Here is a 19,498-nt window from a genome sequence, read left to right as displayed (position 1 = left end):
CGTATCAGTAGACGAGTAGGTTCTAGCTTCGTAGTTTTAACCTCCACGAAAACCTATGGGGAGCAAGGATATGTGCATCGTCAAGGCCCGGGTGTCAGGCTAATGGAGCTAGTGTGGGCAACCAAAGATTTAGTCATTGCTGGCCGTCCATATCCAGGCTTTCCCGTTTTGCTTTGGGATTCGATGGAAAGCTGTGTCCCTGCCAATGAGTTCTTTCGTCACTACCTGTTACGCGGTGCTATTGGGTCACGGAAGTCTTGGCCAAACACGGGGCGAGCGTTGTACGACTTTTTCAGCTTTCTTCAAGCTCATGACCTCGACTGGCACGACGTGGACCGTGGCGAGGCTAAGAGCATCGTCGCGGCTTACCGAGACTATTGCTTGGATGAATTCAACCTGGCCCCCTCAACTACCCGACAAAGGTTGCACTATGTATGCAAATTCTACGAGTTTGCCCAGCAGCAAGGATGGGTTGGCAGATTGCCGTTTGGTTATGAAGAAAAGGTGGTCAAGCGTACGCTAGGCTTCCTTGCCCACGTCAATGCTAGCGGTGGCAAAGTCATGGTGAATAACATCATGCCGCGTAAGCATCGCGAACTTCCGAAGTTTCTGAGCATGCATGAGATCAAGGCGTTATTGGCCACGGCAGAAAACCCTCATCACCGCATGATGATTCGGCTCGGGCTTCAGACTGGCCTGCGCCGGGAGGAAATCGCCACCTTCCCGCTTGCGTACGTCTTCGATCCTGACGCGGCGGGCAGGAAAGAGCGCAATATCCAAATTCACCTCAATCCTTATGATGGGCACGGTATGCGTACGAAGGGTAGCAAGCCCCGCGACATCTATGTCAGTCGCCGTTTCCTCTCGGATCTGCACCGTTACGTAGTGCAGGTGCGCGGTGAGCGAGCCACCCTAAGCCAGACGAGGCACAAGCCGCTGTTCCTAAACCAGTTCGGAGAGCCTTATGCAGATGGAGGCAAACGAATCGAACGCATCGTCCGGGAAATCGGCAAGCGAGCCGGCGTCCGCGTCCATCCGCACATGTTGCGACACACCTACGCGACGCATACCCTGCTTGCGCTTCAGCGAAACCGCAGCAGCGTGGAACCACTGGTGTTCGTACAGCGGCAACTTGGCCATAGCTCGATTCAGACGACGATGGTGTACCTACACCTGATCAATGAAATCGCCGACGAGGCTGTCTTGGCCTACGACGATGAATTGCACGGCGACTTGGATACGGTCTGATGGGCAAGCGCAAGGTATTTAGCAAGACAGATCTTAGTGTCCCTCAGGTCGAACACTCTCGTGAAGGAGCAGGTCGTATCGTCGTGCTCTCTGAAGAGATTCCGCCAGCCAAAACCACAGTTTCGTTCGGGCGAAATATCACACGGATGCAAAAATTCGATTTCGCACGCTGGTACGCCAGAGGGATCGATCCGATCACCTATGCGTGCCAGCGGCAGATCGAGCGTTTCTTGGTACGACAGGACGACGTGATTGAGGCAACTACCGTAGCAAGTCACTGCAAAGGCGGTTTACGCCACTTCCTCGACTATCTGGTGTTGCGAGCTACCTCGCTGAACCGCGGACTGACCCTGGCTGATATCGACCGAGCTTTAATTGATGACTTTCTTGGCTACCTCTCTGACCTTGGCATCTCTCCGCATAGCCAGAGGGGCCATTACTCTAATGCGAAGTCCATCCTGAATGCATTAGGCCGGCGCGGGCTGTTCCCACTCGTTACAGCTGGTGACGATGCAACTTTCCCACGAAATCCCTTTCCGAACATCGGCCCCCATCAGGGCGAGACGCCTTTGCCTACACGTCAACGGCAGGCGCTCGCCATGGCACTTAGGCAAGCAGTCATGCCTATCTTCCATGACGACGTACAGGTCACCGGCGAATTATTGGCTTACGCGCTGCTGACTGTTGCGCTACATACTGGACGCAACGCTACGCCGCTCCTAGAGATGGGGGCTGATTGTTTGCACCCTCACCCCAAGGATGGCAGTGTCTTCATGATCCTAAGAAAACGCCGCGGATACACCTCCTCCAAGATTGCGCTACGTGGCGAGAGTGGCGCTGAGCGCTGGCAGGAGTCCACTCCCACAGTCAAAACCAATGTCGAGCGCTTGATCCGGCGTGTACTTACGCTTGGCGAATCGCTGCGCGCGGAGGCCCCAGGCGATTTCAAGGAACGTGTATGGCTGTATCGTGTGCATCGAGGTTCTGGTCTTGGCAGGGTTATTGCACTGAATGGCGGGACGGTAGCACAGGCAATCAAGAAACTCGTGGCTGAGCACGGCCTGACCGATACCGACGGCCAGCCGCTACGTATCAACATTTCTCGCCTGCGCAAGACCTTCGCCAACCGCATTTTTGAGTTGCTAGAAGGCGACATAGCAACCACAGCCATCGCGCTTGGCAATACGCCTCAGGTTACTGGAAGAAATTATTTGGCCCCTAGTAACGATGCAAAGCGTAACTGGCAGTTCATGGGTGAGCTCCTAGTCGAAGAGCTGATGACCGGCCGCATCGGCGCAACCTACCACACTACCGCCATGGGGCGCTGTAGCGATCCAGTCTATGGACAATACGCCCCGAAACAAGAGGGGGCAACGTGCTTCTCGTTCCTCAACTGTCTGCGCTGCAAGCATTACGTAGTGACAGGAGATGATCTGCACCGCCTGTTCAGTTTCTACTTCCGCGTACTTGCGGAGCGCGCACGAATGAACAAACGTCGTTGGGAGAGGGAGTACGCACATATCCCTCGATTGATTGACAACTACATTGTGGCCGAGGGGCTTCGACGTGGGGTCTTCAAGCCGGCGACTGTCGAAACCGAACGCGAGCGAGCGCGTCGCGCACCGCATCCGTTCTGGTCGTGTGATGTGGTGGACAATCTAGGAGTCTTTGCATGAGCAGCAGCACCGCGGCCTTACGTTCCCCAGCGATCACCGAACTACAGCAGGTAGACGTACGCGGGCTGGCTGATCACGACCGAGATGCACTCATTGTGACGGCTATTCAAGTCGATGAACATTGGGTCATCCTCAGTCAATATGGTGACGACATCTGGCGGCTCGACGGCTTTTCTAACAATGTATCGGACAACTTACGCCGGATCGACTTTAGTCGGGTGCCTGATCCATTTCGAGCATTGATGAAGGCGGTTCTGTATCGCTACCTACGACGTGGCCTTGAGGGGCAGAAGCGGCCCAAGTCAGGCACTGTGCGCAATTTCTTTGAAAATACGCTGCCCTTTCTACGGTATCTGTATACGCTCAAACTGAGCCATTTCGGCGCGGTAACGCCCTTGGTCTGTACAAACTATGCTGCCGAGTGCAGGTCCCAACTGCAGACTCGTCGCAGCCGAGGCCAACCGTTGTCAAGAGAGGCTCTTAGTCGTCGTTTCGGAACGATCGAGGCACTCTATGAACTGAGCCAATACACCCATGACCCAATCCCTCTGCACCCCTGGCCTGACACCTCCGCGAGTGCCATGGCAGGCTACTGGAGCACCCGCAAGCAGGGCGGCAAAACACCCCTGATGCCGGATGAGGCGTTCTGCACCTTGTTCAAGAGCGCCGAGGAGCAGATTCAGTGCGGTAAGGCCCTGCTTGATCTCCGTGATGCGCTCGCGGCTGTCGCCATTGCGCGCAGAATGCAGGATCGTAGAACCGTCATCGAGGCTAAAAACCACTGCCTCTCAACTTTGGGCTGGAAGGGCGGTTTAGGCGCTTTCAATCAGGCAATCCTTGATCTACGAGCAGCCTGTTACATCGTGTTGGCCAGCACATCCGGGTGCCGCAACCACGAACTGGCCAACTTACAATTGGGCGCCCACCACCGTACAGAGGACGACGAGGGTACGATTTATCACTGGATGCGCTCCAAGTCGGATAAGACCGACACCGGTATCCACGACTGGATGATTCCAGAGGCTGCAGTGCGTGCATTGCGGCTCATTGAGCGCTGGGCCGAGCCTTACCAAGCCTTGATAGCTGCCGAGATCGTCGAGCGGCGAAGGATTGACCCACGTGATCCAGAAATTGCGAAAGCGCAGAAACATCAGCATGCACTTTTTATTGGGATGACTGCTACGAAGGGCAACCAAGTTCGCACCCTGTCAGGTGGCACATGGAACAGAGTGCTCAAGGCGTTCGCCCATAGCAATGGCGTGAACTGGAACTTAGCCAGTCACCAATTCCGCCGCAAATTCGCCAACTATGCTGCGCACAGCCAATTCGGCGACCTGCGCTACCTGCGCGAGCACTACGCGCACTGGTCTATGGACATGACTCTGGACTATGCCATGGACAAAGGTTGGGGGCTGCACCTCGATCTCGAACTGTTCAGTGACATCCGGGCAGAACACGAGGATATCAAGCTCGGTGTCGTAGAAACCTGGCTGGGTGACGAACTACTTGCGGGCGGCTACGGCCGCTCGATTAAACGCTGGCAGCGTGATCCGGCGAATCTCGCCATCTTCAAGAGCCATGCCGTAATGTTAACCTCAATTGCGGAGAGCACCGCGATCCGCAGCAATGGCCACTCATGGTGTACCGCAAGTGACGACCGTTGCATCGGCAACACCCTGGAACGAACCCGCTGTGCAGACTGCAACAACGCGGTGATCGGGCGCACCCACGTTGGCATTTACCAGCGTCTCTATGACAACTTAAAGGGGCTGCAGTATAGCCGCGACATTGGTGATGGTGGCCGCCAGCGCGTTTTGCGCGATTTGGAGCGCTGCCGTAACGTATTGGTGCAGCTTGGATACAACCCGGAGGCAAACGTAGTATGACAACTAACCGCAAGCCCTCGGATGTGCGTGAGCGGGATTTGCAACTTGCGCTCACCCGCATCCAGCACGGACGGGCACATACAGGGGAAACGAAAGTCAGCATCGCCGCTGTAGCGCGGGAGGCAGGCGTTTCAACAGCACTGATCCACAACCACTACCCCAACATCGCCGAAAAAATCCGCGAAGCGCAAGGACGCTCCAGCCGCATTCAGCGCAATGTGAAGTACCAGGAACTCCGCACAGAATGTGAGAAGAATCGTAACTTACGTGAGGAGATTAAGGAACTGCGCGCCAAGGTCGCCAGTCTCGCTTCCATCAACGAGGTTTTGATATCCGAGAACCGGATTCTAAAGGCAAAGCAGAGTGATCCCAAGGTAGTTGATCTGAGCTCGTGATTATTCTTGCGTACTGCCCAAATGATGATTTCCTCCCGCAAAAACATAGCGACGAAAAGGAGAGATTTCTGGCAAATTTAAGCCTATTCGGGCAGGAGGTTTACCATGAAAAACTAAGTTCACGGAAGAGCAGATCGCCTCCGCGTTGCGCTAGGCGGAGTCCGGCATCACCGTCGCCGAGGTCTGTCGCAAGATGGGCGTCTCCGAAACCACCTTCTGCAACTGGAAGAAGAAATACGGTGGTCTGGGCGTCAGCGAGCTACGTCGTCTGAATCAATTGAAAGAAGAAACGCCCGGCTCAAGCGTATGGTCGCAGGCCTGAGCCTGGATAGGCCGATACGGCAGGAAGCTATCCAAAAAAGCGGTGAAGCTGGCTAACAAACGCGAACTAGCCAACTTCCTGATCGATGTGTTCCGTGTCAGTATAACGTCGCCCCACAGCCATCATTCAGTTGCGGCAAGCGACGTATTTTTATCATCCCCACCCTCGTGACGATCGAACGGAGCGGCAGCAAATTCGCGAGATTGCCGCCATGCGCATTCGTAATGGGGCACGTCATATCCAGGTCCTGCTGCGGCAATAGGGTTGGCTGATCAATCACAAGAAGACCTACCGGATCTATTGCGAGGAGGGGCTAAACCTGCGGCGCAAACACCCCAGACGGCGTGTGTCAGCAGCCCATCGACTTGCACGGCCGACCGTCCCTAATCTGAATGCGTGCTGGAGCATGGATTGCGTGGCCGATCAGCTGCTTAATGACCAGCGAATTCGTGCCTTAACTGTAGTGGATAACTTTAGCCGGAAAAGCCAGGCAATCACGGTGGACTTCGCGCTGAAAGCAGAGGATGTCGTTGCGACCATGCGGAATGTACAAGCTTTGCGCGGAATACCTCAGCGGATTCAGGTCGACAACCGCAGTGAGTTTATTTCTCATGGCGCTGGATCAATGGGCCTATGAGCAAAGCGTCACGCTGGGCTTCTCGCGGCCAGGAAACCCCACGGATAATGCCTTTATCGAGTCGTTTAAGGCAGCCTGAACGTCCATTGGTTTCTGTCGCGGAAAGATGCTCGAGACAAGATCGAACCGTTGGCGGCAGAATTACAATGAATTCAGGCCGCACATGTTCGCTAGGTCAGACCCCGAGCCAATTCCAACTTGCTTACCTTGAAGCCGGAAATCCCCAACTTAGACTACTCGGTTAGTTTGGAAGGGGCCAAGGCGCAGCCAAATGCTAGATGGACAGCTCTTCCAACGCTTTGCCGCCGTCAAGCCAGGCTTGAACCCAAGTCGGTTTGCGTCCCCGTCCCGACCAAGTGATTCTGCTATCGTCAGGATTACGATACTTGGCCTCCACAGGTTTGCGAGCCGCAGCTTCCTTATTCAACACATCTTCCACCCTCAAACCATAGGCACGGGCTAGCTCAATGATTTGTTTCTTCGCTTTAGATTTTTCTTCTACTTCGCGGCGTTTAATCTCGCTTGCTACGTCAGCTTGCAGAGCAATCAGCGCAGTGAATTCCAGTTTGGACAATTCCATACCATGTTCCTTTAATCGTTGGTTTGATGATTATAGGGAGTCATGCATACAATTGAAATAGTGAAATTCAAATATTGAAAGCCCCTCCAAAGGAGGTATAGTCTATGTATCGGGCTAACGCCGCTGACCTTTCTCCGCCAGATATCGGCTGGGGTTTTTGCTCATTTTGGAATGGGGGATTTTACTGTGAGCAACACTCTTCACATTGCTGTCTTAAGCCACGATGCATCTAATGTGGTAATACGTAGTGCAGCCTCATATGAAAGCCTTGGGGAGAGGCTGAATCATGAGTTTCCGGCAGGGTTTGCTTTAGAGCCGTCGAGTCATGAAGGTCTGATCGAATGGTTTAAAAAAAGAGCAAGGGACGATGACGAGATTGTCCTCTATCGCCTTACCACCAAAGCCGCGACCAACGAATCAAACCACCAGGGACTGCGCGAGACCTGCTGAGCAGGCGATAGGTCAGAAGGTCTTTGGTGCCCGGAGCCGGAATCGAACCGGCATGCGCGAAGCCGCGCGACGGATTTTAAGTCCGTAGTGTCTACCTATTTCACCATCCGGGCGAGAGATGGTGGGTCCCCCCGAGAGTCGAACTCGGCACCAACGGATTATGAGTCCGCTGCTCTAACCAAGCATGAGCTAGAGGCCCTGGCGGAAGTGGTGCCAGCCCTGTCCTACTGGAGGCTCGGAGAGGCGATGCACTGTACATTTCTTGCACATTGTCCTCTGCTTGTTTTTACTGAACTCGTGCAAATTTTGCACAACTTCGTCTACTGAGCCAGCAGCTAGCCGGTACTGAGTCCCGGCTTCAGGTAACCTGCCGTTCACGACTCATGTAGGTCATCATGACCTATGATTGGAAGTGACTCTTTAACTCATCCTTCTCAATCATCAATCGTTCAAGCGCGAGTCGAACTTAGCTAAGGAGATCGAGATGGCTTCCCCTACAACCCGAGTCGTCACTCTGGAGATTCCAACCTCATTGGTAGACAAGATTGACCAAATGGCCGGTCGCTTGAAGACCTCGCCCGACGAGATCATGCAACAGGCCTTGTCCACCTGGATCGAGCGAGAAGAAGAACGCGCCCAACTTACTAGAGAAGCACTGGAAGACGTAGACGCTGGCCATGTCATCCACCACCAGGCAGTACAGTCCTGGGCGGATGGCCTAAACACAGACAATCCGCAGCCGATACCACGTTAATCTGAGAGCAGAGCAGCAAAGTCGTACCCGTTTTCCTCTCTCAGATCACCGGAAACAGATGGTCCAATGACGACTTAGCCCGTGAACTCCCATTAGTGATCGCCTTCACTTCCGTGGCATGGAAGGAGCTTGTGCAGAATTTCGTGTGCGGCCAGCTTATGATTCTCAAGGGCGGCCAGCTTATGGTTCCGGTCACACCACACTCCTCAAAGGACCTTAAAAGGCCTTGAATTCAATGTTATGTTTGTTGCCAGGATGGCCGAGGGAGCGGGTACAGAGCAAGAAGAAAGAAATCAACGAGGAGGTACGGAACGCCTTCGTTGGTGGTCTCTAGGTCAAAGAGACTGTCCTATCTCACCTATCCACGAACGAGCATGATGCCTTCGGGTGACCAAAGGAGGCTGCTCCTCCATTCTGGCTCCGGCCTGTTCATATAACGCCGTGCGTTTCACCAAAATCTCCTTGTCTTCACCGCTGTGGCGCTAGTAATACCCCTCCTCCCCAAAACCACCCAAACAGTTAACAACGACAAAACCATGAATTAATTGAAAAAAATAACAGCTAATAGTTAGTAATGGCCCAGAATTATTACAATCGACTTGGGCGTAGCAGGTGGACATGGCTGGGCTAAGGGGCGCGAATCCGGCGCGGCGGCGATGCTTGCAGTGTAGCGCCCGCGGCCCGGCGGAGGCGAGCGCGCGGCAAAAAACGGCGCGCCGTCATCGGAGGGCGCGCCGTCTTCAACAGGCTCCAGCGTCGGAAAGCCGTTCAGAGGCCCAGGCTGTCCAGCAAGGGCGAGGAGAACAGGCGGTAGGGGTCATACGTCGCCAGCGCCGCCTTGGCCGCGTCCCAATTGGCCGCCGCCGGCTGGCCGGCGCGGAAGGCGTTGGGAATGGTCGTTTGCAGCATGGCGGAATCCGCCCACGCCGCCTGGTCGGTATAGCCCCAGCCCTTGGACCATTCCGGACGCACCGCCGCGTAGGAGCCGTTGAAATTGGCCTCGATCCACTGCTCTATCTCGCGATAGAACTGGTTGGCGTAAGGCGTGCCCGGCAGCGTCAGGATGTCCAGCCACACCGCGGCGTTCCATTCCGGATGGTCCGGCCGCGGGCGGATGGCGGACAAGGCCGGCGCCACGCTACCGTTCAAGGCCGTCTCGCTAGGATCGTCCAGCCCGGTCACGCGGATTTCCACCGGCCCGTTCATCGGATAGCGGCCCTGTTGCTGATAGGCCTGCACCCGCGCCTGATAGAAGGTGACGAACTCGTTGAGCACGCGCTGCACGTTTTCGCGGCGGGTCAGCACCGCGTAGCCGTTGGCGGTGACGCGCAAGGTGGTGGGCTTGACGTAGAGCAGCAGGTTTTTGGACCAGCCCCACAGGTCCCAGCTGGCCGTCGCCACCAGGCCGGCGCTGGCCGCGGCGAACTGCGCCTTGCCGAAGGCCGGCGTCAGCTTGCCGTCGCCCAGCGACAGAATCTTGTTGGCCAGATCGGTCACTTCGTCGGGCAGATTATCCGAGAAGGGGTAGTTGAACGGCTTGTCGGTCTGACGGGAGAACAGCGGCTTGTTCGGCGTCACCGTCCACACCTTGAGCCAGGGGTTGCTGGTGAAGGGGAACCAGATCGCCTCCACCCGGCCGGCGCTGTCCAGATAGCTGGCGAAGGTGCGCCCGCCGCTGCCCGCCGCGGCGAACATTTCGCCGTAGGGAATATTGAACCAGCTCTGACAGCGCAAGCGCTGGTTGGGCGCCGCCTGCAAAGTGGCCTCCACGATCAGCGAACGGCCCACGTGCGCCAGCAGCGGCGCGATCTGCGGATCGTTGCGGGCAAACTTGCGCAAGGCGTAAGCGCCGCTGGCCTTGTCGTAGACCACGGCGGTGAGGCTGAGCACCAGATTGCTGATCGAGCCGTAGCTGGCGCCGGCCAGGCGGCGTTCGCCCTTGGCCGGAATCGCGGTGCCGTGGCCGTTGATGGCCAGCACCCCGCCCAGGGTCAGATCCCCGGGCGCCGGCGCGGCGGTCACGCCCAGACCGGCCTTTTCCATTCCGGTGAGCAAGGCTTCCATGGTGATGCCGGCCTGGGCGGTGACCTTGGCCACCGGGCCCGAGGCGTCGACGGACATCGCGGTCAGATAGCGCGTGGTGTCCAGCAAGACCACCGCCGGGCAGCTGACGCCGGCGGCCAGCGTCAACGGCGACCAGTTGTGCATCATGCCGCGCGCGCGCACCTTGTAGCCGTTGTCCTTGGCCCAGTTGGCCACCTTCACCACTTCGTCCGCGGAACGCGGCGCGCAAGTCCAGACATCGTCCACCTTGATGTCGCCGGCCCAGTTTTTGAAGCTTTGCTTATATAGGGGAATGTCCGCCGGGAAGTTGTTGGGCTGACTGCAAGTCAGCCTCGCCGCCATGATCCGCTCGGCCGGCAACCAGCCCGCCAAAGCCCCGGCGGAAGTCAATTTCAAGGCTCCGGTCAAAAAGTCGCGACGGCTGGCGGCCAAGGGTTTTTCCGCATCATTCGAACTCATTTCAAAACTCCTCGCAAATGCAAAAGTAAAGATAAAAACAATACGAGTTAAACAAGCAACATTTAAACCGTATTCAGCAAGAATATTTGAAAATCAATAATGCGAATCGCTGCATCAGCTATCCCATTATCTTAATAGAATGACGCTATCATGTACCGCAAGTATTAAAAACCTGACTTATTTACCAGTTAAATTGCTTCACTAATTTAATTCACATCGGTGTAGATTTACGCGACACACAAGGCAGTACAAAAGCATATTTCGGCATAATACTTTCTAAATAAGATTGGAATAACTCAAATGAAAACCTTCCCGCTTACACGCCGGCAGCTGGAAATCTATTTTCATCAATCGTTATTCTCCGCGCCCGAACTGTTCAATATCGGCGGTTTCATCAAAATCCAGGGCGCTCTCGATATCGAAACCCTGCGAACCGCGCTCGTCTCCCTGATGGAACACACGCCGGCGTTGCGCATCGCCATAGACGAAGCCGGCGGTCAGCCGCGCCAGGTGCTCTGCCCGCGCCACCCTTGCCCACTGACGGTGATAGACACCCGCGGCGAGGCGGACCCGGAGGCCGCGGCCAAGCAATGGACCGAGCGCGATTTCGCCCGCGCCTTCCCCTTCGACGGTCAAACGCCGCTGGCCGCCTACACCCTGCTACAGCACGGGGAAGAGGATTTCATCCTGTACGGCCGTTTCCACCACATCGCCTTCGACGGTTGGGCCATCGCCCGGCTCTACGGCGAGAAATGCCGCTACTACAACAGCCTGCGCCAAGGCCTGTCGCCGGAACCGGCGTCGACGATGACGCCGGCCGAACAGGTGGAGGAAGAGGACGGCTACTACGCGTCGCGCCATTACGAGAAAGACCGGCAATACTGGCAAGACAAGCTCGCCGGCTACTCAACCCGGCTGTTCGCCGACGCCGGCGGACAACTGGCCTGCGGCCAGCGCAGTTTCCAGCTATCGGCGGAAAGCTATAGCCGCATCGGCGAACTGGCCGCCGCGCACCAGGCCACCGTCTTCCACTTTTTCATCGGCCTGATCTACACCCACGCACTGCGGGAATTCGGCGCCGACGATCTGCTGCTGGCGCTGCCCATCCTCAACCGCCGCAGCGCCTTGGCCAAGAACACCCCCGGCCTGTTCGCCAGCCTGTGCCCGCTGCGTCTGAAGCTGCGGCCGCACTGGAGCTTCGCCGAGCTGCTCAGCCTGATCCAGCGCGAACTGAGAGCCGACTTCCGCCATCACCGCTTCCCGATAGGCGAAACCGAAGGCCTTAGCCGGGACCGGCTGCCCTACGAAATCAGCCTGTCGTTTGAGAAGCACGATTACGACGCCATGTTCGACGGCACCGTCAGCAATATGACCGCGATGCGCGCCTTGTCGCAGCACTATCCGCTGAAGGTCTTCGTACGCGAGGCGGACTCCCGCCAGCCGGTGAAAGTGGACCTTGATTACAATCTGGCCGGCTTCGCCGAGCTGGACGCCGCCGCCTTCATCGACGGCGTGGAACCCTTGCTGCACAGCCTCTTGCGCGATCCGCAGCAAACGCTGGCCAAGCCGCCGCGCACCGCCGCCTTGCCCGCTTCCGTCGCGCCGCCGCATCCCGATCTGTGCGCCTGGTTCGAACACGCCGCCCAGGCCTTCCCCGAGCGTATCGCCGTTCAGGGCGACACCGCCGCGCTGCGCTACCGTGAACTGGACGCCCGCGCCAATCAGCTGGCCCGGCAATTGCTGCAACTCGGCGTGCTGCCGGAACAGCGCGTCGGACTCTGCTGCCAACGCCAGCCCGATCTGCTGGTCGCCATCCTCGCCATCCTCAAGGCCGGCGCCGCCTATGTGCCGCTGGACCCCGGCTATCCCGCCGAGCGCCTGGAGTTCCTGGTCCGCGACAGCGCCATCCACGTCGTCGTCGGCGACGCCGAATCCGCCGACGCCCTGCCCGCCGGCCTGGCCCTGCGCTGGCTGGACGTCGCCGTCTCCTCCGGCGACGACACCCCGCCGCCGCGCCGCCTGCATCCGCAGCAGGCCGCCTACGTCATCTACACCTCCGGCTCCACCGGCACCCCCAAGGGCTGCGTGGTCAGCCACCACAATGTGGTCCGCCTGATCGCCGCCACCTCGGAGCGCTTCGCCTTCGGGCCCGACGATGTGTGGTCGCTATTCCACTCCTACGCCTTCGATTTCTCGGTGTGGGAGATCTGGGGGCCGCTGCTGTTCGGCGGCACTTGCCTGGTAGTGCCTTATTGGGTGTCGCGCTCACCCGAGGCCTTCGCCGGCTGGCTGCAACAGCACCGGGTGTCGGTGTTGAACCAGACCCCGGCCGCCTTCCGTCAGCTGATTCCCGCCGCCGCCGCTCACGCCTTGCCCGACTTGCGCCTGGTGATCTTCGGCGGCGAGGCGCTGGAGCTGGCCAGCCTGGAGCCCTGGTTCCAACAACGCGGCGACCAGCGTCCCGAGCTGGTCAATATGTACGGCATCACCGAAACCACCGTCCACGTGACCGAACGCGCCATCCGTCAGGCCGATCTCGACGCTCGTCGCGGCCAGGTGATCGGCCAGCCGATTGCCGATCTGGCCTTCCATCTGCTGGACCGCTTCCTGCAGCCGGTGCCCATCGGCGTGCCCGGCGAGATCTATGTCGGCGGACCCGGCGTCGCCCGCGGCTATTGGAACCGTCCGGCGCTGACCGCCTCCCGTTTCCTGCCCAATCCCTTTGCCACGGACGGCTCCCGCCTGTACCGCTCCGGCGATCTGGCCCGCCGCCGCGCCGACGGCGAGATCGAATACCTGGGCCGCGCCGACCATCAGGTCAAGCTGCGCGGCTTCCGCATCGAGCTGGGCGAGATCGAAGCCGCGCTGTGCCGGCTGCCCGCGGTGCGCGAAGCGCTGGTGCTGCTGGACCGTCCCGCCGCCGGCGAGCCGCGGCTGGTCGCCTACGCCGTCGGCGACGCCGAGCCGGCCGCCTTGCGCGCCGCGCTGGCCGCCGAGCTGCCCGAGCATATGCTGCCCGCCGTCATCGTGACGCTGGAGCGCTTCCCGCTGACCCATCACGGCAAGGTGGACCGCGCCGCGCTGCCCGCGCCGCAAGCGGCCAGCGCCGCCTTGCGCGTCGAAGCCCGCTCGGACGCCGAACGCGCGCTGGCCCAGATCTGGGCCGACGTCCTCGCCGTGCCCACACCCGGCATCGACGACAACTTCTTCGCCCTCGGCGGCGATTCCATCCTCTCGCTGCAAGTGGTCGCCCGCGCCCGCGACCAGGGCCTGGCCCTGAGCGTGCAAAAACTGTTCAGCCTGCCCACCATCCGTCAGCTGTGCGAAGCGCCGGACGCGGCCGCCGGCCACGAAGCCGCCGCGCGGCGGCCCTTCTCCCTGATTGCCGACGCCGACCGGCTGCGCTTGCCCGACGATGTGATCGAAGCGCTGCCGATGTCGCGGCTGCAAGCCGGCATGCTGTTCCACAGCGAGCTGTCGCAAAACGGCGCCATCTTCCACGACATCTTCAGCTTCGACCTGCGCCTGCCCTGGGACGAGGCCGCCTGGCGCGCCGCCGTTCGCCGCCTGGCGGAACGCCACGCCGCGCTGCGCACCACCTTCCACTGGAACGCCTACTCGGAACCGCTGCAACTGATCCATCGCGACGGCGACATTCCTTTGAGCGTCGCCGACTTGCGCGCACTGGCGCCCGAGGCGCAAAGCCGGGCGCTGGCCGACTTCGTCGCCGCGGAAAAAGCCCGGCCCTTCCAGCCGCAATCTCCGCCGCTGCTGCGCCTCGCCCTGTTCCGGCTGGAAACCGGCCGCGCGCGGCTAACGCTGAGCTTCCATCACGCGATTCTGGACGGCTGGAGCGTGGCCACCCTGGTCACCGACTTGCTGCGGCTGGCCCGCCAGCCGGACAGCGCGGCCGGCAGCGACGCGGCCGGCGCGCTGAGCGCGCTGTTCATCCAGCAAGAGAAACAGGCCGAGAAGGACCCGGCGCTGAAAGCGGCCTGGCAACGACGGCTGGCCGGAACGGAAGCCTCCATCCTGCCCCGGCTGAGGCCTGCGCGCCCAGCCGCCGGCGCGCGCAGCGTCCGCCGCCTCAGCCGCATGCTGCCGGCCGAACTGTCCGGCGCGCTGGACGCCGCCGCCGTGCGGCTGGCGCTGCCGCTCAAGACCGTGCTGCTGACCGCCCATCTGCGCGTGCTGGCGCTGCTGACCGGTTCCGCCGCCGCCAGCACCGGCTACGTCACCCACAGCCGCCCCGAGCGCGAAGACAGCGCCGCCGCGCTGGGCCTGTTCCTGAACACCCTGCCGCTGAACGTGGCGCTGCAAGCCGGCAGCTGGGCGCAATTGGCGCGCGGCGTCTTCGCCGAGGAAACCGCGCTGCAGCCCTTGCGCCGCCTGCCGCTGGCCGCCGTCATGCAACTGAATCAGGGGCGGCGCGGCTTCGAGGTCGGTTTCAACTACATCCACTTCCATGTCTACGGACAGGCGCTGCGCTTGCCGGAGGTGACGGTGGAAGGCGTGGAAGTGTTCGAGGAAACCGACTTCCCCTGCCTGGTGCAGTTCAGCCGGGACCCGCGCGACCAGGGCCTGGAGCTGACGCTGGCCTGGGACGAGGCGGAATTCGACGCGCCGCAGATCGAGGACATGGCCGCCTATCTGCAACAGGCGCTGACGGCGCTGGCCGCCGACCCGGACGCCGACTGGCTGGCCGCGCCGCTGCTGAACGCAGAGCAAACCGCCCAGGCCCTGGGCCCGACGCCTCTCGTCGTCGCGCCGCCGCATCCCGATCTGTGCAGCTGGTTCGAGCACGCCGCCCAGGCCTTCCCCGAACGCGTCGCCGTCCAGGGCGACACCGCCGCGCTGCGCTACCGCGAACTGGACGCCCGCGCCAATCAATTGGCCCGCCAATTGCTCCAGCTCGGCGTGCTGCCCGAGCAGCGCGTCGGACTCTGCTGCCAGCGCCAGCCGGATCTGCTGGTCGCCATCCTCGCCATCCTTAAAGCCGGCGCCGCCTATGTGCCGCTGGACCCCGGCTATCCCGCCGAGCGCCTGGAGTTCCTGGTCCGCGACAGCGCCATCCACGTTGTCGTCGGCGACGCCGAATCCGCCGACGCCCTGCCCGCCGGACTGGCGCTGCGCTGGCTGGACGTCGCCATTTCGTCCGGCGACGACACCCCGCCGCCGCACCGCCTGCATCCGCAGCAGGCCGCCTACGTCATCTACACCTCAGGTTCCACCGGCACCCCCAAGGGCTGCGTGGTCAGCCATCACAATGTGGTCCGCCTGATCGCCGCCACCTCGGAGCGCTTCGCTTTCGGGCCCGACGATGTCTGGTCGCTATTCCACTCCTACGCCTTCGATTTCTCGGTGTGGGAGATCTGGGGGCCGCTGCTGTTCGGCGGCACTTGCCTGGTGGTGCCTTACTGGGTGTCGCGCTCACCCGAGGCCTTCGCCGGCTGGCTGCAACAGCACCGGGTATCGGTGTTGAACCAGACCCCGGCCGCCTTCCGCCAGTTGATTCCCGCTTCCTCTGAGCACGCCTTGCCCGACTTGCGCCTGGTGATCTTCGGCGGCGAAGCGCTGGAACTGGCCAGCCTGGAACCCTGGTTCCAACAACGCGGCGATAGCCGTCCCGAGCTGGTCAATATGTACGGCATCACTGAAACCACCGTGCACGTGACCGAGCGCGCCATCCGTCAGGCCGATCTGGACGCCCGAAAAGGGCAGGTCATCGGCCAGCCGATTCCCGATCTGGCCTTCCATCTGCTGGACCGTTTCCTGCAGCCGGTGCCCGTCGGCGTGCCCGGCGAGATCTATGTCGGCGGCCCCGGCGTCGCCCGCGGCTATTGGAACCGTCCGGCGCTGACCGCTTCCCGTTTCCTGCCCAATCCCTTCGCCACGGACGGCTCCCGTCTGTATCGCTCCGGCGATCTGGCTCGCCGCCGCGCCGACGGCGAGATCGAATACCTGGGCCGCGCCGATCATCAGGTCAAGCTGCGCGGCTTCCGCATTGAGCTGGGTGAGATCGAAGCCGCGCTGTGCCGGCTGCCCGCGGTGCGCGAGGCGCTGGTGCTGCTGGACCGTTCCGCCGCCGGCGAGCCGCGGCTGGTCGCCTACGCCGTCGGCGACGCCGAGCCGGCCGCCTTGCGCGCCGCGCTGGCCGCCGAGCTGCCCGAACACATGCTGCCCGCCGTCATCGTGACGCTAGAGCGCTTCCCGCTGACCCATCACGGCAAGGTGGACCGCGCCGCGCTGCCGGCGCCGGAGCCGCTGGCCCGGCGCGCCTTCGAAGCGCCGCGCACGCCCAGCGAATACCTGGTGGCCGAAGCCTTCGCCGAGCTCTTGCAGCTGCCGCAAGTCAGCCGAGACGAAAGCTTCTTCGAGCTGGGCGGCGACTCCATCCTGGCGGTGCGCGCCGCCAACCGGCTGCGCGAGCGCCTGGGCGTGCCGCTGCCGCTGCGCCTCTTGTTCGAACATCCGCGCGCGGCGGAACTGGCGCAAGCCGCCGACGCGCTGCGCGGCCAGGCCTCGGCCGCCGCGCCGGTGCGGCCGGCGCGCCGCCAACTCGCGCGCGTCACACCCGGCGCCGACGGCGACACCTCATTCCAGCAGTCCAAGCAAGGCCAACCATGAACGCAATCGACGCCCACGCCTCTTTCGACGCCTATGTTTTCCCGCAATCCGGCGCCCAGCGCCGCTTATGGACGCTGACCGACCTTGAGCCGGACTCCACCGCCTACCACATCCCGCTGGCCCTGCGCCTGCGCGGCGCGCTGGACGCCGACGCGCTGCAAGCCGCGCTGGGCGCCCTGGTGGCGCGCCACGAGATCCTGCGCACCCAATACGATCTGATCGACGGCGAACCCTGCCAATTGATCCGCCCGGAAGCCGGCTGCGAGCTGCCGCTCACCGCCTGCGACGAGGCCGGCCTGACGGCGCTGCTGCGCGCGGAAGCCGCCCTGCGCTTTGATTTGCGGCGCGATCCGGTGATCCGGGCCCGCCTGTTCGTCCTCGGCCCGCAACATCATGTGCTGTCCATCGTGATCCATCACATCGCCTGCGACGGCTGGTCGCTGGGCGTGCTGGTGCGCGAGCTGGGCGCGCTCTATCCGGCGCTGGCCGCCGGTCTGCCCGCGCCGGCCCTGCCCGAGGCGCTGCAATACGCCGATTTCTCGGAATGGGAACGCGAAACCCGCGTCCAAGACGACGAGGCCTTGAGCTACTGGCGCGAACGGCTGGCCGGCCTGGACGGCGAGATGGAGCTGCCCGGCGATTACGCCGCCGGCCCAAGCCGGAGCGAAGCCGCCGGCCACGTCAGCCTGACGCTGCCGGCCGCGCTGACCGAGGCGCTGCGCGTCCAGGCCCGCGCCGCCGACGCCACCTTGTTCATGGCCCTGCTGTCCGGCTTCCAGGCGCTGCTGCAGCGGCTGAGCGGACGCGAGGACATCTGCGTCGGCAGCCCGGTGGCCAACCGCGACCGCGCCGAGTTCGAACAAACCCTGGGCTTCTTCGTCAACACCCTGATCCTGCGCCAGGATTTGAGCGGCGCGCCCAGCTTCGCCCAATTGCTGGCGCGCAACCGCGCCGGCTGCCTGGACGCCTTCGCCCATCAGCACGCGCCCTTCGATCAAGTGGTGAAGCTGGCCGGCCCGCGCGCCCAGGCCCAGGACGCGCCGTTCCGCGCCTTGTTCGCGCTGCAGAACGCGCCGCTGGGCCGCCTGGACTGGCAGGGCGTGGAGGCGGAAGCGCTGCCGCTGTTTCCCGCCGACGCCAAGTTCGACCTGAGCCTGATGCTGGAGCCGGACGGCGACGGCCTGCGCGCCACGCTGGAATACCGCGCCGGCCTGATCGGCGCCGACACCGCCGCCCGCTGGCTGGAACACTACCGCCAGCTATTGCAGGCGGCGACGGCGCAGCCGGATTGCCCGCTGGCGCGGCTGCCGCTGCTGAACGCCGAACAAGCCGCCCAGGCCCTGGGCCCGACGCCTCTCGTCGTCGCGCCGCCGCATCCCGATCTCTGCGCCTGGTTCGAACACGCCGCCCAGGCCTTCCCCGAGCGTATCGCCGTCCAGGGCGACACCGCCGCGCTGCGCTACCGCGAGCTGGACGCCCGCGCCAATCAGCTGGCCCGGCAATTGCTGCAACTCGGCGTCAGTCCGGAACAGCGCGTCGGCCTGTGCTGCCAGCGCCAGCCGGATCTGCTGGTCGCCATCCTCGCCATCCTCAAGGCCGGCGCCGCCTATGTGCCGCTGGACCCCGGCTATCCCGCCGAGCGCCTGGAGTTTCTGGTCCGCGATAGCGCCATCCACGTTGTCGTCGGCGACGCCGAATCCGCCGACGCCCTGCCCGCCGGCCTGGCGCTGCGTTGGCTGGACGTCGCCGTCTCCTCCGGCGACGACACCCCGCCGCCGCGCCGTCTGCATCCGCAGCAGGCCGCCTACGTCATCTACACCTCCGGCTCCACCGGCACCCCCAAGGGCTGCGTGGTCAGCCATCACAATGTGGTCCGATTGATCGCCGCCACCGCCGAGCGTTTCGCCTTCGGGCCCGACGATGTGTGGTCGCTGTTCCACTCCTACGCCTTCGATTTCTCGGTATGGGAGATCTGGGGGCCGCTGCTGTTCGGCGGCACTTGCCTGGTAGTGCCTTATTGGGTGTCCCGCTCGCCGGAGGCCTTCGCCGGCTGGCTGCAACAGCACCGGGTATCGGTGTTGAACCAGACCCCGGCCGCCTTCCGCCAGTTGATTCCCGCTTCCTCTGAGCACGCCTTGCCCGACTTGCGCCTGGTGATCTTCGGCGGCGAAGCGCTGGAACTGGCCAGCCTGGAACCCTGGTTCCAACAACGCGGCGACCAGCGTCCCGAGCTGGTCAATATGTACGGCATCACCGAAACCACCGTCCACGTGACCGAGCGCGCCATCCGTCAGGCCGATCTCGACGCTCGTCGCGGCCAGGTGATCGGCCAGCCGATTGCCGATCTGGCCTTCCATCTGCTGGACCGCTTCCTGCAGCCGGTGCCCGTCGGCGTGCCCG

At 62.0% G+C, this 19,498-nt stretch carries 9 protein-coding genes, 2 tRNA genes and 2 pseudogenes (1 of these 13 cut by a window edge); 9 read left to right on the top strand and 4 right to left on the bottom strand.

The window, feature by feature from the left end:
• Positions 1 to 279: 279 nt before the first annotated feature.
• The 6 genes and pseudogenes from JC616_RS03915 to JC616_RS24625 all read left to right on the top strand — a co-directional run.
• Entirely contained in the window at positions 280 to 1,248 is a 969-nt protein-coding gene (locus tag JC616_RS03915) for a tyrosine-type recombinase/integrase (RefSeq protein ID WP_227106822.1), read from the top strand.
• The gene (locus JC616_RS03910) at positions 1,248 to 2,924 is read left to right on the top strand and encodes a hypothetical protein (RefSeq protein ID WP_227106821.1); all 1,677 of its coding nucleotides are present in this window, start codon (positions 1,248 to 1,250) and stop codon (positions 2,922 to 2,924) included. Before JC616_RS03915 ends, JC616_RS03910 begins: the two co-directional genes overlap by 1 nt.
• Entirely contained in the window at positions 2,921 to 4,810 is a 1,890-nt protein-coding gene (locus JC616_RS03905; RefSeq protein ID WP_227106820.1) for a site-specific integrase, read from the top strand. Before JC616_RS03910 ends, JC616_RS03905 begins: the two co-directional genes overlap by 4 nt.
• The gene (locus tag JC616_RS03900) at positions 4,807 to 5,205 is read left to right on the top strand and encodes a TetR/AcrR family transcriptional regulator (RefSeq protein WP_227106818.1); all 399 of its coding nucleotides are present in this window, start codon (positions 4,807 to 4,809) and stop codon (positions 5,203 to 5,205) included. Before JC616_RS03905 ends, JC616_RS03900 begins: the two co-directional genes overlap by 4 nt.
• A gap of 133 nt (positions 5,206 to 5,338) precedes the next feature.
• A pseudogene (locus tag JC616_RS03895) lies at positions 5,339 to 5,542 on the top strand (transposase); the annotation flags it as partial.
• 91 nt (positions 5,543 to 5,633) lie between these two features.
• Positions 5,634 to 6,327, top strand: a pseudogene (locus JC616_RS24625) (IS3 family transposase); the annotation flags it as partial.
• A gap of 111 nt (positions 6,328 to 6,438) precedes the next feature.
• Here JC616_RS24625 and JC616_RS03885 read toward each other — a convergent pair.
• The 3 genes from JC616_RS03885 to JC616_RS03875 all read right to left on the bottom strand — a co-directional run bounded on the left by JC616_RS03885 (position 6,439) and on the right by JC616_RS03875 (position 7,394).
• Positions 6,439 to 6,744, bottom strand: a complete 306-nt coding sequence (locus tag JC616_RS03885; RefSeq protein ID WP_227106814.1) for an H-NS histone family protein — start codon at positions 6,742 to 6,744, stop codon at positions 6,439 to 6,441.
• Between the two features lie 474 nt (positions 6,745 to 7,218).
• Positions 7,219 to 7,307 (bottom strand) — tRNA-Leu (locus JC616_RS03880).
• A gap of 6 nt (positions 7,308 to 7,313) precedes the next feature.
• A tRNA-Ile gene (locus JC616_RS03875) sits at positions 7,314 to 7,394 on the bottom strand.
• A gap of 284 nt (positions 7,395 to 7,678) precedes the next feature.
• On the opposite strand from JC616_RS03875, the gene JC616_RS03870 reads away from it, so the two are divergent.
• Positions 7,679 to 7,948, top strand: a complete 270-nt coding sequence (locus JC616_RS03870; protein ID WP_227106812.1) for a CopG family ribbon-helix-helix protein — start codon at positions 7,679 to 7,681, stop codon at positions 7,946 to 7,948.
• 768 nt (positions 7,949 to 8,716) lie between these two features.
• On the opposite strand, the gene JC616_RS03865 is transcribed toward JC616_RS03870, so the two are convergent.
• The gene (locus JC616_RS03865) at positions 8,717 to 10,471 is read right to left on the bottom strand and encodes a cholesterol oxidase substrate-binding domain-containing protein (RefSeq protein WP_227106810.1); all 1,755 of its coding nucleotides are present in this window, start codon (positions 10,469 to 10,471) and stop codon (positions 8,717 to 8,719) included.
• 300 nt (positions 10,472 to 10,771) lie between these two features.
• On the opposite strand from JC616_RS03865, the gene hmlA reads away from it, so the two are divergent.
• Together hmlA and hmlB are read left to right on the top strand one after the other, a co-directional pair.
• Positions 10,772 to 17,098: a jagaricin-like haemolysin non-ribosomal peptide synthetase HmlA gene (hmlA, locus tag JC616_RS03860; protein ID WP_227106808.1), complete on the top strand. Its 6,327-nt coding sequence runs from the start codon at positions 10,772 to 10,774 to the stop codon at positions 17,096 to 17,098.
• On the top strand, positions 17,095 to 19,498 hold the 5' portion of the coding sequence (hmlB, locus tag JC616_RS03855; protein WP_227106806.1) for a jagaricin-like haemolysin non-ribosomal peptide synthetase HmlB. 6,605 nt of this gene lie beyond the right edge of the window; 2,404 of the gene's 9,009 nt are visible here — the first part of the coding sequence; the start codon lies at positions 17,095 to 17,097; its stop codon lies beyond the right edge, outside the window. Before hmlA ends, hmlB begins: the two co-directional genes overlap by 4 nt.

The organism is Chromobacterium rhizoryzae (genome assembly GCF_020544465.1).
Lineage (GTDB): Bacteria > Pseudomonadota > Gammaproteobacteria > Burkholderiales > Chromobacteriaceae > Chromobacterium.
The sequence above is the reverse complement of the archived record's forward strand: the minus strand, read 5'-3'. Positions and strand labels throughout refer to the sequence as shown.